The 16,987-nt window shown below is 43.3% G+C and carries 18 protein-coding genes; 1 reads left to right on the forward strand and 17 read right to left on the reverse strand.

Annotated elements, in window-relative coordinates; genetic code table 11:
* The 6 genes from K9H14_06340 to K9H14_06365 form a co-directional block, all read right to left on the reverse strand.
* On the reverse strand, positions 1-628 hold a 628-nt coding region (locus K9H14_06340), incomplete at its 3' end, for an IS1634 family transposase (protein MCG9479814.1).
* A gap of 116 nt (positions 629-744) precedes the next feature.
* Positions 745-1,161 carry a nickel-responsive transcriptional regulator NikR gene (gene nikR, locus K9H14_06345; protein MCG9479815.1) on the reverse strand — a complete coding sequence of 139 codons (417 nt, stop codon included), beginning with the start codon at positions 1,159-1,161 and terminating at the stop codon, positions 745-747.
* Between the two features lie 19 nt (positions 1,162-1,180).
* Complete coding sequence (locus K9H14_06350) at positions 1,181-1,936, reverse strand: class I SAM-dependent methyltransferase (protein MCG9479816.1); 756 nt, start codon at positions 1,934-1,936, stop codon at positions 1,181-1,183.
* Between the two features lies 1 nt (position 1,937).
* On the reverse strand, positions 1,938-4,241 hold the full coding sequence (locus K9H14_06355; GenBank protein MCG9479817.1) for an AAA family ATPase: 2,304 nt from the start codon (positions 4,239-4,241) through the stop codon (positions 1,938-1,940).
* Positions 4,242-4,243: 2 nt separating this feature from the next.
* Positions 4,244-5,305 (reverse strand): DNA repair exonuclease, encoded by a 1,062-nt coding sequence (locus K9H14_06360; GenBank protein MCG9479818.1) that lies wholly within the window; start codon positions 5,303-5,305, stop codon positions 4,244-4,246.
* 1 nt (position 5,306) lies between these two features.
* Positions 5,307-5,714 carry a hypothetical protein gene (locus tag K9H14_06365; GenBank protein ID MCG9479819.1) on the reverse strand — a complete coding sequence of 136 codons (408 nt, stop codon included), beginning with the start codon at positions 5,712-5,714 and terminating at the stop codon, positions 5,307-5,309.
* A gap of 74 nt (positions 5,715-5,788) precedes the next feature.
* Here K9H14_06365 and K9H14_06370 point away from each other — a divergent pair, with 74 nt between their 5' ends.
* Complete coding sequence (locus K9H14_06370; protein MCG9479820.1) at positions 5,789-6,469, forward strand: hypothetical protein; 681 nt, start codon at positions 5,789-5,791, stop codon at positions 6,467-6,469.
* Between the two features lies 1 nt (position 6,470).
* Here K9H14_06370 and K9H14_06375 read toward each other — a convergent pair whose 3' ends face one another.
* From K9H14_06375 to K9H14_06425, 11 genes are all read right to left on the reverse strand, one after another.
* Positions 6,471-7,319: a 4Fe-4S binding protein gene (locus tag K9H14_06375; protein ID MCG9479821.1), complete on the reverse strand. Its 849-nt coding sequence runs from the start codon at positions 7,317-7,319 to the stop codon at positions 6,471-6,473.
* Between the two features lie 26 nt (positions 7,320-7,345).
* Positions 7,346-7,921, reverse strand: coding sequence for an RnfABCDGE type electron transport complex subunit A (locus K9H14_06380; GenBank protein MCG9479822.1), 576 nt, complete (start codon positions 7,919-7,921; stop codon positions 7,346-7,348).
* The gene (locus K9H14_06385) at positions 7,914-8,588 is read right to left on the reverse strand and encodes an electron transport complex subunit E (GenBank protein MCG9479823.1); all 675 of its coding nucleotides are present in this window, start codon (positions 8,586-8,588) and stop codon (positions 7,914-7,916) included. Before K9H14_06385 ends, K9H14_06380 begins: the two co-directional genes overlap by 8 nt.
* Positions 8,589-8,600: 12 nt before the next feature.
* Complete coding sequence (locus K9H14_06390; GenBank protein MCG9479824.1) at positions 8,601-9,131, reverse strand: FMN-binding protein; 531 nt, start codon at positions 9,129-9,131, stop codon at positions 8,601-8,603.
* A 4-nt stretch (positions 9,132-9,135) separates the two neighbouring features.
* The gene (locus K9H14_06395) at positions 9,136-10,086 is read right to left on the reverse strand and encodes an RnfABCDGE type electron transport complex subunit D (protein ID MCG9479825.1); all 951 of its coding nucleotides are present in this window, start codon (positions 10,084-10,086) and stop codon (positions 9,136-9,138) included.
* 54 nt (positions 10,087-10,140) lie between these two features.
* Complete coding sequence (rsxC, locus tag K9H14_06400; GenBank protein MCG9479826.1) at positions 10,141-11,496, reverse strand: electron transport complex subunit RsxC; 1,356 nt, start codon at positions 11,494-11,496, stop codon at positions 10,141-10,143.
* A 15-nt stretch (positions 11,497-11,511) separates the two neighbouring features.
* Positions 11,512-12,513, reverse strand: coding sequence for an FAD:protein FMN transferase (locus K9H14_06405; GenBank protein MCG9479827.1), 1,002 nt, complete (start codon positions 12,511-12,513; stop codon positions 11,512-11,514).
* 168 nt (positions 12,514-12,681) lie between these two features.
* Positions 12,682-13,905 (reverse strand): hypothetical protein, encoded by a 1,224-nt coding sequence (locus K9H14_06410; GenBank protein ID MCG9479828.1) that lies wholly within the window; start codon positions 13,903-13,905, stop codon positions 12,682-12,684.
* Between the two features lie 12 nt (positions 13,906-13,917).
* Positions 13,918-14,265: a cupin domain-containing protein gene (locus K9H14_06415; protein MCG9479829.1), complete on the reverse strand. Its 348-nt coding sequence runs from the start codon at positions 14,263-14,265 to the stop codon at positions 13,918-13,920.
* Positions 14,266-14,267: 2 nt separating this feature from the next.
* Positions 14,268-15,641, reverse strand: a complete 1,374-nt coding sequence (locus K9H14_06420) for an MATE family efflux transporter (protein ID MCG9479830.1) — start codon at positions 15,639-15,641, stop codon at positions 14,268-14,270.
* A gap of 22 nt (positions 15,642-15,663) precedes the next feature.
* Entirely contained in the window at positions 15,664-16,935 is a 1,272-nt protein-coding gene (locus K9H14_06425; protein ID MCG9479831.1) for an LCP family protein, read from the reverse strand.
* Between the last annotated feature and the right edge of the window lie 52 nt (positions 16,936-16,987).

Raw genomic sequence — 16,987 nt, forward strand, 5'->3', positions numbered from 1 at the left:
GCCGGCGTTCCTTACTCATGCCGCTCATGCGGTATCCATCCTCATTTTTAACTTCAAAGTACAGCGTGGTCACGTCATAGAGTAGAAGCGAGAGTGCGCCTTTGTCCATGCTCCTAAAACATGCATCGCTTAAGATACTGCGATAATCATTTTCCCCGGCCTTTTTTAGTGTCCTGTGTATTTTGGAATTTGATGGGGCATCCAGTCCCAGTTCACTTAAGACACGTATCGTGTCCAACTTAGATGTCGGCTCAATGATACGCGCCAGCACAAGCTGTTTGAAAACCTCGTCCCCAAGACTACCAAATCCGATATCGTAATATACTTTGGACAGCGCATCCCATAAGACGGCCGAGTATGTGCTCTCCAGCGCCATACCGGTGCCTGCTTTATAGCTGTCGCCAAAATCCATCGACATCTGCCCTTTGCAAATGATATCTCTTGCGACCGCTCTTAGCTCGGCGATCTCTATATCATTGTGAGCGGTTCCGACATGGATAGTCTTTTTCACGCTGCGCCCGTTTTTGAACACTGCCTGTATAACCGTTGCGCCGTTGCGCGCCTTATATTGTTTAATGAAGGCTGACATGGCTTCATTATATAGCGGAATCGTCAATTCAGGTACCAATCAGGAACCACATTTTATGTATTTTTTACAATGAAAAGCCCCATTTAATCAGGTTTTTACAGTTTGAGTACATGAAAAATCGGATTAAGCGGTCAAGTCAGGGGAAAATGCCTGAACTAAATGTCTTTGCCCAGAGTAGATTTAGCCAGAGAAGCATGTTTTACCCCTTTTACAGCCTTAAGTTTTGCCTCCAGCTGATACACCTGCCTCATTTTACCCTTTACTATTATAACCTCCATACACATCCTCTGGTCCATATGGATATGCTGGCTGGATATTATAATTTCCTGGTGATGATGCTGAATATGCACCAGGTTATCCATTAGTTCTTTCTGGTGATGGTCATAAACCATAATAATGGCTCCAGCCACTATTTCATTGCTCCTTACCCACTGGTTCTCCACTAATTCTTTTCTCACCAGATCCCTTATAGCCTGGGACCGGTTCTGGTAACCACTGGACTCCAGATACCGGTCAAACCTTTCCAGCAAATTCTGCTCTATAGATACCCCAAACCTTTTCAGCTTATCCATAATATTCCTCTTATTTTAATTATTTATTTAACATTGCATACAGGCTTATATCCCGGCCATAGTCAAACTCTTTTTTACCCGAAGGCCCCAGCAATCTTATTTTTGAGTACCCCTGGTTACGGGCCATTCTTAAAAAAAGATTTTTTTTAAGAGTGCACATCCAGGAACTGTTTACCCCAAACTGGGCCACTTCCTTCTGGGGCCCGATTTCAGTTATTATAAAATCTGCCCTGGTCTTAATCCTGCCATATTCAAAGTGTTTCAAAAATATATACTGGTTCTTTCCCTCCATTACCACTTTGGGCTGGTAGTAGCAGTTTTCTTCTATAATGCTCTTATTGAAATTTAAAAACTGAAACAGGGCTACCCCTCCCTTTGCCAGCTTATTGCGGCAATGTTTGAGGGCCAGTTTAACCTTCCTGCGGCTTCCCAGAAGGGGCAGGGTATTACCCAGGCTCATGATTAAACCAAAATCCTGCATATCCATATTGTTTAAATCCTCAAACCCTCCCACTCTTAAACATACATTGCCGGCTTTAATAACATTCTTTCTGGCATACTCTATGGTATCCGGCAAGGGGTCAATACCTGTAAGCTGGTCCGCATAACCAGAAAGGGCCTGCAGGTGGTGGGCGGTGCCGCACCCAATATCCAGTACCCTGCTTACATCATACTCCTCTATTATTCCCGCCAGCAGTTCAACCTCCCTGTCCAGCCTGGCCTTCCAGTTTATCTGGAGGTCATAGAGCCGTGGGTCATATCTAAAATTCTTCAATTTATCTACTTTCTTCCATACAGATCAACTTGTTATCAGAAAATTGCTCCGCTGCCTCTTTTACCTCTTCTTTTACTGTAAAATAGATAAAAGACCAGCCTTTTTCAGCCAGCTGGGCCAGTACCTCAAACTGCTGACTGAGCCTGGTTTTATCTGAATAGATAAAAGCGTCATCCAGTATAAAGAAACAAGGCTCCGGCAGTACTTTCTGGGCCAGGGCAACCCTTATAGCCAGGTATAATTGATCATAGGTCCCCCGGCTTAACTGAACCGCATCCAGGATAGACTCATCCCTGTTTACCACTTTTACTCTCTTCTGGGCAGAGTCATAATAGATTCGATTATAGCGCTGTCCGGTAATCTGTTTAAAATAATCAGATGCAGAAAGAGTGCCGAAAATATCAGAAACCTTTAGCTGTTCTTCGCTACTGATTTGCTCAAAAATTGAAATTGCTTTTACTGCTACTTCAAACCGCCTGTCTATATCCTGTATAAATTCTTCCAGAAAAGTCTCTGCCCTTGGAACCTTGGACAGGCTATCCAATTCCAGAATTTGGTCAATATCCAGCTGGTTTAACCTCTTTTGAAAATCCCGCAGCCTTTCCTGGTGATCGGATAATTTTTGCCCTATTTGCTCTAACTGCTCCTCCAGCTGCAATAACTGTTGTTTTTTTTGCTGGTACTGCTCACGGTCTATATCCTGGTCCACCCTGGTAGAGCTGTAATCTTCCGGTCTCCGGTTAAGGGCAAGCTCCTGCATGATTGGAAGTTTTTTTTCAAGTTCATCCATACTCAAATCCGGGTCAGGCTCCATTCCCAGTTCCTTACCCAGCCATAAATAGATCTGTTTGCCTCTGTGCTGAAGATCCTTTTTTTCATCCAGGCATTTGGACAGCCCGGTAATATTTTCTGCTCCCACCTGGTTCAAAATATCAGCCATCTCTTGTTTATGATCAGAAATGAGCTTATTGTTTCTACCTATCTCTTCAATTATTCTCTGCCTCTGCCTGCTTTCCACTTCCAGCTCCTGTTCTAATTTTGTCTTGCTTTCTTCCAAAGATTTTTTCTCGTCCACAAACCTGCTAACAGACGAAGCCACTTCCTTGAGATCATGGGCCTTAAACCCCAGGTTGGCAAATTCATTTAGTAACCCCTCCACCCTGACCTTGTAAGCCCTGAATTTCGACCATCGGTAAAAATAGGGCAAAAAGAAAGCTAAAAACATTACAGAAAAGGACAGGCTTAACCACAGATAAGTTAAATTTTGGTGCAGGGCCAGCGGTACAATGCTCAAGCCGGCCAGCAACAACAGAGCAAAGGACACCCACATAAGCAGTCTGGCCGGGCTGACCTGCTTCTGCTTCTGCAGCCCGGTCAACTCCTGTTTTAAATTATCCACCACTGACCATTTATCAGCATACGGCTTAACTTTTCCTTCAACATCTGCTTTTTTACCCTTTATATCTGTTATCGCTCTGCCCAGGGCTTCTGCTTCTGAAGAGCTTGCTTTAATACTGGTTTCGGCTGCATCCATTTCAGACTCAAGCTTTATAAGCCGGTTATAATCCTCATGGCTGTATTTTTTGTATTGCCGGTAATTTTTAACCAGGTCAGACAATTGCTCAAGATTACCTTCTATCTGTTTAAAATCATTATAGGCAAGCTGTTTTTCACTATAGGCTACTGCCTGTTTAGCCTGTTTGAGTTCCTCTGACAGTTTTAGCTTTTGAAGTTCCAGCTCATCCAATTCTTCCTCCCGGGCCCGGGCCATGTAACTATTCAGGTTCCCTGCAAGCTGTTCCGCCCTCTCCCGATTTTCTTTAATATTGCCATACTCTTTACGGTTGGAAAGGCTGCCCTGGTCTGTAAGCCGGCCATACTGCCTGAACATATCCACCATGCTTTCTATTCTTTCCGTCTGCAGGCCAGTAAGCCGGTCGGTAACCGTCCGATAGTATTCTTCTTCCAGGTTTATAGTTAAATCACTGTTTCTTATAGCCAGGATATTTCTGGCATCCTGCGGATTTAAGCCCATATGCTGACTCAAACTCTTATCCGTGCCTATCTTGAGCTGTTGCCCCTGGTAGTCCTCTATTAACAGGTAACCTTCAGGCATGTGGTCTACCCGGTCTATGTTTTCAAAATCCTTTACAGTTTTACCCAGCATAAGTTTAAGCATGGCATCTATGGTCAGGGTTTTGCCGGCCTCATTTGGCCCCCATATAATCTGTATTCCCTTGCCTATATCCATATCCTGGCCGCTTATGGGGCCATACTGGTTTAATACTATCTTTTTTAAAAACAAACCTAATCCATCCTCAATTTGGAGAAATAAAGCCTGCACTGATTATCTATATCTTTTTTTATCTCCTGACTGAAATCAGCCTTCTCAAGCTTCTGTTTAAAATTAATATAAAGGGGATCCGAAAGCACTTCAGATATATCCCGGTAGGTTAAATCAATATCCAGTTTTTCAGAATCATAGCCCTTAATAATATTATCTATTTGTGCTTTGAGTGTTTTCTCCCCCAGAGAAGTAAACCCGTCTATGGCAATGGTTAAATGAGCATACCGGCAGTCATGTTCTCCCAGGGACTGCCTCAATTCTTCCATTACCTTATTTTCTATTTCTGGCTGAAATGAAAAATGCAAAGAATCATAATATTTGCTGTCAATATAAGCCTGGCTTACCTGCCTGCTGTGGGCAGTATCCAAAATCGCCACTGCCCTTTTCCCCTGCTCTTTTTTGGTTACGGACACCGGGCTTCCGGGATAGACAAAGGTACACTTTTCTGAGATTTTTTGCACCATAAAACGACTATGGTAATGGCCGGCCAGGATATAATCAAAATCCAGTTCCGATAATACCCTGGAACTTACCGGAAGGTATTTCTGGGCTTTTTCTTCCCCCAGGTCTTCCTGCTCTATAAAGGGGGCGTCCAGTGAGCAGTGCATCATCAAAATGTTAATTTTATCCGGGCTCCTGCTTTCATTAACCTGGTATAAATACTGATTGAAATCCTGGCGGTAATAAGGTACCGCCACCACTCTTACATGCTCAAAATCAATAATCTCAAAAGGCCTGCTATTGGCTACTTTGATATCATTGCCAAAAAACAGATCCCCTTCAAAGGAGCCGTAATCATGGTTGCCCGGAATTAATATAACCTTGAATTTAAGGTTGGAAAATTTCTGCCTCAGCTGGGGGCGGTAATAATCGCAGTCTGCCTTGCTATCAAAAAAATCTCCGGCTATCAGCACCGCATCTGCCTGTTGCCCGGCGCCCAGCTCCAGTATACGGTCCAAAGCTTCTATCCTCTCCGGATATTTTTGGTTTAAGTGTAAATCTGAACTATGTATTATCTTCAATTTATTCAGAAATGGTAGTTTTAACTTTTTCAGATAAGCAATCATCCAACCAACAGCCATGCCCTGTACAGGTATGTTTTCCAACCGTTTTGCTGCAGGTAAAAATCCTGCTTCTACTGCCGGAACCTACCTTTTCACCGGCAAACCGGCTTTTTCCTGATTTCCGGTTTATAAAGTTGAAATTCATCCCAGTATCCGCTGCCATATTGCCATTAGAATCAGCTGGTGCATTCCAGGGTACATTCATTAAGGGAAAAAATTTCTTTCTACAGGCTACTAAAAAGATGTTGCTAAATTCCGGTGCTGTCTCCATGCCGGCCTGTCCCTCCAGTAATTTTAGAGATAAATAACTGCCTACAGGCGCTTTTTCAAAATACTTTGTTATAGTCTCCAGATAACTCTCTGGCATCTATTCCTCTCTGTTTACTTGTATCCATGTTATATTATAATGGTTAAAAATGCCAAAAAAATTAAGGGGACAAAGTGAAAATTTTAAATAATATAGAACTCAACATCCCGGAAGATGTTGGTAAAGATTTCCTGACCAGGCTAATGGGGGGAAGGCTGAACCAGCTGCTGGAAAACCTGCTGGAACAAAAAAGAGCGCAGTGCATACAGGCCATAGAACCAAAAGCTGCTTATCAGCTGTTTAAAATATCCAAAGTTGAGCAGGACTCAGTTTTTTTTGAATCAGGCAATGTTTTTAACGGACCCAATATCTCCAAGATACTGAAAGGGTCCCGGGCAGCCCTTATATTTATATGCACCCTGGGCAGCAAAGTGGATCAGCTCATAAAAGAAACCAACAAAACTGGAGACACCCTGTCCACCATAGTAATGGATGCGATTACCACCAGCCTGCTTACTCTTTTGGGGGAACATTTTTCATCTATTGCCAAACAGGAAGGACTGCAGCAACCAGACTGGGAATCTACCTGTACCTACTCCCCCGGCCAGTATAAATGGACCATTGAAGAGCAAAAAGAAATTTTTAAAATGGTGGACGGAGAAAAAATAGGAGTTAAACTGAATTCCAGCTTCCTTATGGTTCCCTTTAAATCAATATCCGGGGTTTATGGATTCGGACCCCAGGACCAGATAGATAAAACAAAAGTTGCCTGTGAGCTGTGCCCCAGAGAGGACTGCATATCCAGGCGAAATTAATTTATTTCTTTAATGCCGGTTTATGGGGCACCACATTCTTTAATTCTATCAGACGGTTATGGGGACAGGCTTCTATGCATTCTCCGCACATAATACACTTGGAGAAATCAAATTCAGGTATGCCTTTTTCCCTGTTCCATATAATTGCGTCATGTTCGCAGGCCTTAAAGCATTTTCGACAGTGCAAACACCCTTCATCGCACCTTTCTCTGCCGGGGATATCCTTTAAGGATTCATAGCTGCACCTAAACACTATATTGGAATCAGCAGGAACCAGTTCTATTATCCCTTTAGAACACTGGTTTATACATAAACCGCACCCGGTACATTTATCCGGGTCAACTACCGCCACATTCCTTACTTCATCTATGGTGATGGCATCCTGGGGACAAACCACAGCACAATCCCCGAACCCCAGGCAGCCATAAGAGCATCTCTTAAAACCACCAACCAGGCTGTTGGCTGCGTCACAAGTTTTAATACCCTCATAATCTCCCAGCGGCACGGTAACTCCATAACAGTGTACCACCGCTTTTTTATTCATCTGTGAAGTATCAATCTCCAGCCCCAGGGCTTCTTCTATACCGGACAGCATGCTCTCATCCTGGAGCACGGTAGCGCAGGGGTTCTTAGTGATAATATCCTTATCTTCTGCTGCTGCCTGAGCATAAGCAAAACACCCCGGATATCCACAGGCCCCACAGTTATATCCAGGCAGATACTGTGCCACCTGTTCGGCCCGTTTCAATGATTCAGGCTCCCTGGGAAGCACCTTGTTAACTATAAAAATAAGTATACCGCTAACCAGGCCTATTGCACTTAATATAATTACAATCCAAATTACACTCATTTTTTAAAAAAACTCCTTATAAAATTTTATACCATACCGCTGAATCCCATGAAAGCCATGGCCAGGAGAGCCGCAGTGATGAAAGCAATGGGCAGCCCCTTCATGGATTCAGGGCTTTCTCCCAGATCCAGTGTCTCCCTGATACCGGACATAATAATCAGAACCAGGCTGAAACCAACTCCAGCTCCCAGAGAACTTATGGTGCTCTGTAACACATTATAGCTTTCCTGGGAGTTAATCAAAGCTATACCCAGTACAGCACAGTTGGTGGTTATGAGGGGCAGGTATATACCCAGCGCATTATAAAGGATTATATTGGTTCTCCTTATGGTCAGCTCCACTATCTGAACCAGAGAAGCAATAACCAGGATATAAAGCACAATCCTCATAAACTCTACATGGAAAGGTACCAGAAGGTAGTTGTAAATAACAGTAGTAGAAACAGAGGCCAGAAGCATTACAAAAGTAACCGCAATACCCATGCTTATGGCATTGGATAACTTTTTGGATACTCCAAAAAACGGACATAACCCTAAAAACTTGGCCAGTACCATGTTGTTAACTATGGCCATAGCTATAAAAATGGAAAATAAATTATTCATTATCCAACACTCCTATCCATCTAAATACTGCCAGCAGAGCGCCGATTACCAGAAAAGCTCCCGGGGGTGACACGAAGAAACCCAGGGGACTGGTGGATAATATCGGTATCCTGAACAGCTGAAAACCAAATACGGCCAGGCCTCCTGTACCCAGTATCTCCCTGAACAAAGCAATAAGTATCAGGGCCAGGGTAAAGCCTAAACCTATTCCAAAAGCATCAGCAATAGACATCACTATGCCGTTCTTGGAAGCAAACACCTCTGCCCTGCCCAGTATAATGCAATTGACCACAATCAGGGATAAATAAATCCCCAGAGATTCATATAGCGGAGGGATATATGCCTCAAATAACAGGCTCAATATGGTTACAAAAGTAGCTATAATAACTATAAATATAGGAATCCTTACCAGATCTGGTATGGCATTTCTAAGCAGAGATATAATTATATTGGCCCCCAGCAATACAAATATAACTCCCGCTCCCATGCCCAGAGCATTATCTATGGTTCCGGTTACCGCCAGGGTAGGACACAATCCCAAAGCAAGCACAAATACAGGGTTAGAGAGTACTATCCCCTTGGCAAACTCTTTCCAGAACCCTGAACCTTTTTTGGTCTCCGGAACGCATTTCCCGCAGCTGCTGCATCCATTTATTTCATCATTCATTGCCGGTTATCCTTACTTTAAAACCTTTATCTTTTCTTCCATAGTTTGTTTTATGGCAGAAGTCACTGCTTCCGAGCTAATAGTTGCTCCTGAAATAGCATCAATTTCTCCGCCTGCCGAAGACAGCCCAACCTCCTGGGCTGACAGACCTTCAAACTGCCCGGTAAAAGCATCCCCGGTTACCCTGCTTCCCAGGCCCGGGGTTTCGGTATGGCTTACAATGCTTACATCCTTTATATTCAAATCAGCATCCAGCCCCACCATTATACTTATCTCGCCGCCATAACCGTTGCCGCTGGCCAGAAAAGCGTAGCCTATCTCCTCCTGTCCATCCAGCACGGTATAAATCTCCTGTTCATAATTGAAATCAGTCATCTGGGGATAAATTTGTTCCAGCATTTCTATTATTTCTGCATTTTTCCTGGCTTCCACAACCGGCGAAGTCATGCTGTTTAACACCATAAGCAAGGTGACTGAAACCAGTACCACCACCGTTAATAGAATTATGGGATATGCTTTTGTCTCCTTAAATTTCTCAAGCATTTCTCTAAGCTGCTTCCTTTTTTTGAAAGCCGAACGGCTTCCTCTTTAAATATTTATCTATAAGTGGCGTAAAGGCATTCATTATTAATATAGAGTACGCTACTCCCTCGGGTAAAGCCCCGAACCTTCTTATCAAAACGGTAAGCAGGCCCAAACCTACCCCAAATATTATCTTGCCATTGGAGGTGGTGGGAGAAGTAACATAATCGGTTGCCATAAAAAAGGCACCTATCATAAGTCCGCCTGCCAGTATACTGAACAATGGATCACTGCCAAAAACATAACTTAACAGGGCCACAGTCCCAATATAGAAAACTGGAATTCGCCATTCTATAATCCTGAAGGCAAGAAGAAATATGCCTCCCAATATTATAAGCAGTGCCGATGTTTCACCGATAGAGCCGCCGGTATTTCCAATAAACATATCCCAGTACAGGCTGGCCTTGCTGCCTTCATGGGCAAAACTCTGGCCCAGGGGGGTTGCGGTAGTAACCGCATCAGCATTAAAACCACTGGGAGCCACCCAGGTAGTCATTTGCTGGGGAAAAGAAACCGCAAGGAATGCCCTGCCCCCCAGAGCAGGATTAAATATATTATGTCCCAGCCCGCCAAAGGCTTCTTTTACCACAGCAATAGCAAATATAGCTCCTACTACCACCATCCATATGGGCATTCTGGGAGGTAAAACCAGGGCAAACAGAATGCCGGTAATAACCGCGCTTCCATCATTTACAAACTGCTTTTTACGAAACTTCTTTATTGCCAGCTCGGTTAAAAAACAGGTAATAACACTGGCTAAAATTATATAAACAGCAGATAAGCCGAAAAAGTAAATTCCAGCCCCCATGGGAAGCAGTAGAGCTATAACCACCATATACATAAGTTTAGTAGTGGAAAAGCCTTTCCACAGGTGAGGTGAGTGCGATATCAGTATTTTATCTTTGTCTATATCCATATTCTTGTTCCTAGATTTTATAAGTATAAATTAAACTTTTTTTTAGTTCAAATTTTATTTTTTATCTGCAATCTTCTTCTTGCCAGTTTTAATATAGCCCACAATAGGTATATTGGCAGGACATACATAGGCACAGGAACCGCATTCTATGCAATTTGATATATAATACTGCTTGCACTCCTCATGCCTTCCTTTTTTAACATACTTGGGATACATCAGCGGCATCAAATCCATGGGACAGGCAGCCACACAGCGGGCGCATTTTATACAATTCTGTTCCCGGCCCGCCTTTCCCTGCTTTATGAGCACACAGTTAAGGCCTTTGGTAACCGGATAACCGGTATCATTAATAGCTACACCCATCATGGGCCCTCCCAGTATAACATGATACTTATCCCTGTCCTGCAGTACACAATAATCAACCAGTTCCGAAACAGGGGTGCCTATCCTGGCTAAAAGATTCTTGGGTTTCTGGAAAGCTCCGGTAACAGTTATTATTTTCTCTACCAGCGGCTTGCCTTCCAGAACTGCCTCTGCTACTGATTTACAGGTAGCCACATTATTGACTACCACCCCCACATCCATGGGCAGACCTCCCATAGGGACCTCACGGCCTACCAAAGATTTTATCAATGTCTTTTCAGCCCCCATGGGGTATCTGGAAGGAAGTGAAACCACATCCACCTTATCCTCCAGGCCCATTTCTACCACCAGCCTGTGCATATACTCTATGGCATCCGGTTTATTATCTTCAATTGCAATATAGAGGTTCTCCGGCTTAAGTACCTGGCTAATTATAAACATACCCAGCAGGATATGCCTTCCAAATTCAAGCATAACCCGGTGATCGCTGGTAATAAAAGGCTCACATTCACAACCGTTTAAAATAAAGGTATCAATCTTTTTTTCCGGTGGAGGTGACAGCTTAACATGGGTGGGGAAAGCTGCGCCTCCCAGCCCTACCAGACCTGCTTCCCTGACCTTGCCCAGAATATCCTTGGCAGGAATTTTTTCGATCATAGCCAGAACCTGCCTTAAGTCATCTATGTCAGCAATTTTCTGTATAACCTCCATATCTATCCATTCATCCTGGCCATCCGATTCAATGGTTAGCGCCTCTACCACTGCGCCGCTTACCGGGTTTAAAACTTGCTTGTTCCTGGATACCTTCCCTGAAACCGGCGCATGTATAGGGGCCGAAACAAACTTGTCAGTATCAGCTATCTTCTGCCCTGTCTTTACTGTATCTCCCCTCTTCACTATAAACTCGCAGGGAGCCCCAATATTTTGCTGTACAGGTATTACAGCTACCTGGGGAAGGGAAATTTTTTCGACCGGTTCTTCTTCAGTTATTTTGTTTTCGGGAAGCTTTACCCCGGCAAAGGCGCTTCTTTTTTTAATTATGCTCATAACTCTATCCAATCTTTAATTTTTAACATACTTAGATAAACCTTCGGACCTGAATATATTTCTATCATTATCAATTATTAGGGCCTCTACCCCATTCAGGCTGTTAACCAGGTCTATACCCTGCTGTGGCCCCAGTACAAAAATGGAGGTAGAAAGGGCATCAGCATCCATACAGCTGGTAGAGATAATAGTGGAACTGATACACTGATTGGCAGAATAACCGCTTCGGGGATCAATCAGATGATGGGCCTCCCGGTCAGGATCAAAATACCTCTCGTAATTACCAGAGGTGGTTACCGCCTGGCCAGAAACCTTGAAAGTTTCAATGCTTTCCTGCTTATTGTCCGGATTCTCTAAGGCTATGGTCCAGAAACTTCCATCCGGCTTCTTACCGGTGGTCATTATATCCCCACCTGCATTTACAAGAGCATACTCAATTCCCTTAGATTTTAATACTCCCATGGCTTTATCCACTGCATAGCCTTTGGCAATTCCCCCCAAGGTAATTTTCATACCTTCTTTTTCAAAACTTATACTATCTGCACCCATTATTATATAGTTAGAACCTACCGCTTCCATGGTCTGGTCTATCTTTTCCTGCTGTACCTGTTCCGTTTCCTTCCACAGTCCTGCTTCCCATAATTCTAATAAGGGTTGTATGGTTATGTCAAAAGCTCCCTGGCTGATCTGGTAATAGTTCTTGGATTCAGTTACCAGTTCTACCAGTACAGGTGAAGGATCTTTTATGAAACCTTCCTCATTTAATATTGAAATTTCACTGGCAGGGTCATAGGTGTTAGCGATACTTTCTATCTGTATCATCTTCTCAAATGCTGCTTCCATGGCATCATCTGCCTGCTGATTATCGGTAGCGTAAACAGTCATGGTCACCACCGTGCCCATTAATTCCCTGCTCTGTTCAAAACGGTCAAAGGTTTTAAGGTTGCAGCCAACAGAAAGGCAAACCAGCATTATTAAAAATAACCAGAAAATAGATTTTAATCTGTTAATAATCAAAGTTCCTGCTCCCGGTAAAACCGGCACCCCAGGCAATGCCGGCCTATTTCTAATCAGCCCCACTAAAGCCCTGGGCCTCTAAACTGCCTGGATGGCCAGGGCTACTGCCTGTTTATGCCAATAGCTGATTCAGATTAATAACAATCCTAGTAATTATAATATAAATAATTAATTACTCAATGAAAAATCAATAGAATCCAGCATTTCTGTATAAATATGGTTCATATCTTCAACATAATATTCTTCTGCCACCCCTGAAAAGATATAAAAGTAATCCCCGCCCTGTTCGAAGTTCAACCTCAACTCCCAGTAGTTTCCATCCGATGAATTATAGGTATATACATAACCGGTATCAGCCGGTTGGCTGGAAGCAAATTCAATGCCGTATTCCTCTGCAATATTTTCAGTGGCCAGTCTTTGGCTGAACTCATCCCATTCTTTTTCAGCAGGAGCTTTATCCTTGTCCATAATCCATACTCCCAGCCTGAGATCCTGGACTGAATCCCGGGGTACAAAATTTATTTGATGGAAATTTTCAGTCTCTGTTTCCTCCGGCTCCAGCCATTGGGGAAGCTGCAGACTCAGGCCATAATCGTCATTCCTGTAAACTTGGTTGGCCTCAAGGTTGTTCTCTACCTCAAATGCTATGCTTCGGTCCAATCTTCCATCCACGTAGATATCTGCCCGGTAGGAGCCGAGTACCAGCCCCTTTCCCGATTCAAGCTTAAACACTCTGTGAGTTCTGTGCCAGTCATTGCCTTCCAGCACCAACTCCGATAAAGCCAGTGACTGATCTTCCCGGAACCACTCCACCCCCAGTTTTGTGCCATCAATTGAATAATTAATATCTAGATAAAGGTATATGTCCTGGCAGTTATGGAATTCTTCGCTGGTACCTGCAGGTTTGCCTTCTTCACTGATTTGGGAAGCAAGGCAAACCTGCAGTATTTTGAGCTGGGGCTGGGTAATATTAAAACTTTTACTATCCACCAGTTCTCTATTATGGAAAAACTCCACACGGTAGGTTCCCGGAACTGCAATAATTCCCTCTTCCGGTGATGCTTTAAGTGAACTGGCAAAATAGCCGCTAACATAATAGTTGGAATTTTCCATATACTGGCCGGAATTAGAAGCCAGAACCTGTCCGCTCTGTTCATTTGTCCATCTAAAGGACCAAAAATGGCTGGAATCAACATTACTTACCTCAATGGTTGCAAATATCTGTACGTCATCTACTTCAAACTCATCTTCTACAGCCAACGGGCGGTAAGTCTGGCTGTCTATCTTTCTGCATACAGCAAGCTCTCCAAATTCTGCGGCAGGGCTGCACCCAGCTGATATCAACAAAAAAAGTAAAATCAGGGAGCCTGCAACTATAAATTTCTTGTTCATAGTTTCTATGGGCTAGGAAGGCTGACCTTCGTGAGGCACGACACATATAAAGGTTATGCCTTCTTCACCTGCTTTAATCTGGTGCAGTTCCGAAGGCTCAACCAGTATACAGTCATCCTTATTTATAGGGGTCACTCCATTTTCCTGAATAACATATCCGCTTCCGTCAATCACATAAATTTCATGCTCCCACTGATGAGTATGCCGGGGACTGTATCCATTGGGTTCTACCTCAAACACCCTCATGGCAAAATTGGGAGCGCCGTCCTTTGCAGTTATCAATGGATAAAACCTGACCCCCCTCATCTTATTATCATTCATTATCTCCGGCTTGAATTCTGATCTTCTTTTGATTTTCATTGCTACCCCTCTTGTGTCTTTATTCTCTGATAATTTATCTTTCGGTTAAAAGTGCCAACTTCTTTAAATACCCAAACCAAAGTAACTATTATGGCTAAAAATTCTGCTACCGGTATGGACAGCCAAACTCCTTTTAAACCCAGTATAAGCGGCAGCCCCAATATAGCCGGTATAAGGAAAAGAAACTGCTTCAGCATGGTAATAATCAAAGCAGGAGCAGGTTTCCCTATGGCCTGGAAAAGGCCTCCCCCTATAATCTGCAGGCCCAAAAATGGTAAAAAAGTCATGGTTATCCTTAGGGGATTAATGCCCATGTTTATCAACAGAGGGCTGTTGCTGAATAATCCCAGCAGCTGCCGTGTAAAAACCAAAACCCCTATGGCGCCTGCCGCTCCAATAGCAGTAACCCAGATAGTGGAAATGGCTAAGACCATCTTTACTCTGGCATGCAGCTGGGCTCCATAATTAAAGCTGGCTATAGTGGAAAAACCCTGATTTATACCGATTATCGGCATTTGAATCAAGCTTAACATCCTGAATCCGATACCCATAACAGCAATATACAGATCATTTCCATAATAGCCAAGTGCACGGTTAAAAATAAGTATTATTACGCTGGACATGGAGGACCTTATAAAAGAAGGAAGGCCCACACCCATGATTTCTTTCATCAGTCCTGGTCTAAACCGGAAGCAGCTGATATCTATTTTCACAAAATTTTTCCCTCTTAAATAATAAGCCAGGATATAGGCACAGCTTAACCCCTGACTTATAACTGTAGCGATAGCAGCTCCCCTTATGCCCATACCAAAAACAAATATAAATAAAAAATCCAGTACAATATTGGCGGTTGCCCCTATAATCATTAAATACATAGAGGCCCTGGGGCTGCCTTCAGCCCTGATAAAATTATTTCCAGTAATGGAGAAAGAAAAGAAAAACAGGCCAATTAATATAATGCCCATGTATTGCCGGGCATACACCATAACCTGATCTGAAGCCCCAAAAAATATTAGAAGCTGATCCATAAAAATATAACTGAGCACAACCAGGGTTCCGGAAAATAACAAATTGAGGATCACGCCGCTGCCAAGGGTGCGGGCAGCTCTTTGTGGATTTTTATTACCCAGCGACCTGGATATTACACTGGCTCCCCCTACTCCAATCATGGTACCCACCGACATCATAATTAACTGTATGGGAAATACAATGGAAAGGGCAGCAATAGCCAGAGCACCAGAACTTCTTCCCACAAAAATAGTATCAACTATATTATATAAGGCACCCACTACCATTCCTATGATAGCAGGTGCCGAAAAGCTTAACAGTAAGCTGGTTATTTTACCCTTTAAAATATTATCCTGTTTTGGTTCCATAACCAGTAACTATACAAAAAATTTATTGATTTGCAACCCACTGGAAGAACTGATTCTTCTCTGCCTCATTGTAACCTACAGCGCTGGCTTTACCAAAATATTGGGGCCAGGAGTTAAAGGTAGTTATATTAATATTTTCCCTTCTTATGCTTAATAAGGTAGGAAGTATTTTGGCTGCCTGGTTCACAGAAATATTGGTCCACACATACTGTCTCATGGTATTTAAAAAGCTGGCCAGGTTGCTGGCATTAACCATGGATCGCTTCTGCATCAGCAAATCTGTTAACAGCATAGCAGACTGTTTTTCCCTGGCATAGGCCCCACCGCCATACAGGGACCTTCCATGCCTTGCCCTTGCCAAAGCCAGGGCCTGGGTTCCATTTATAGTATGGGTACCCGGGGTAAGATAGCAGCCTGAAAAACTGTCAGCAATATTTTCTTCAACAGTAGTAGCAACCCCGCCAAAATAATCTATCAGAGGTTTGAAACCATCAAAGTCGGTTACCATATAAAAATCAATAGGAATGCCGGTAAACCGCTCAAAAGTTCTTACCGCCAGATCATTGCCGCCAATAGCATGGGCAGCATTTATCTTCTGGTTGCTGTATCCGGGTATGGCTGTCCAGGTATCCCTGGGGATAGTAACTACCACTGCTTTCTTTGTATCCAGGTTAAGATGAACAAATATATTTATATCAGTTCTTCCGCTAACCCTTCCGCCAGGCCTATCTGAAGCACTGTCATCTCCCCAGATTATAAAGTTTACCTTATTTCCTCCCGTAAAACCGGTACCGGTACCCAGAGAACTGGTTAACGCTGGTGCGGAGGTCGATCCGGCAAAAGGATTTATACCATAGGATGAACATAGCTGTGCAAATTCATCAGAACGCAAAAAACCGTCCAGTACCTGAGCCCTGGTTTGACCAGTTTTCATCCGGCCCAGCCAGGCATTCATGCCATAGGAATCAGGCTGCCGGTTAAAGAAAGCCCGGTATAAAATAGTTACAAATTCAGAGTCACTATGGTTCTGGGAAATAAATTCCTGGCTAAGCACAAAGCCCTTGGCTACATCTTCTCCGGTTTTTGTTCCAGTCATTAATCGGTTTACCCATTCATTAAGGCCTGCCCGGTCCGGCTGCCTTCCCAGGCAATTTACATAAAACCTGGACACAAATGCCTGTACCTGTTCGGAAGTCCCGGCATTAAGAGTAACCGGGGTAAGCATACCCACTACCAAAACTACAGACAGAAAAATAACCGCATACCTTAATGGTTTTTTCCACAATTTTCTCATAGAGGCTCCCATCCTGATATTTAATACAATTTTTTCTATTATACATGCAAAT

The organism is Actinomycetes bacterium (assembly GCA_022396035.1).
Lineage (GTDB): Bacteria > Actinomycetota > Humimicrobiia > Humimicrobiales > Humimicrobiaceae > Halolacustris.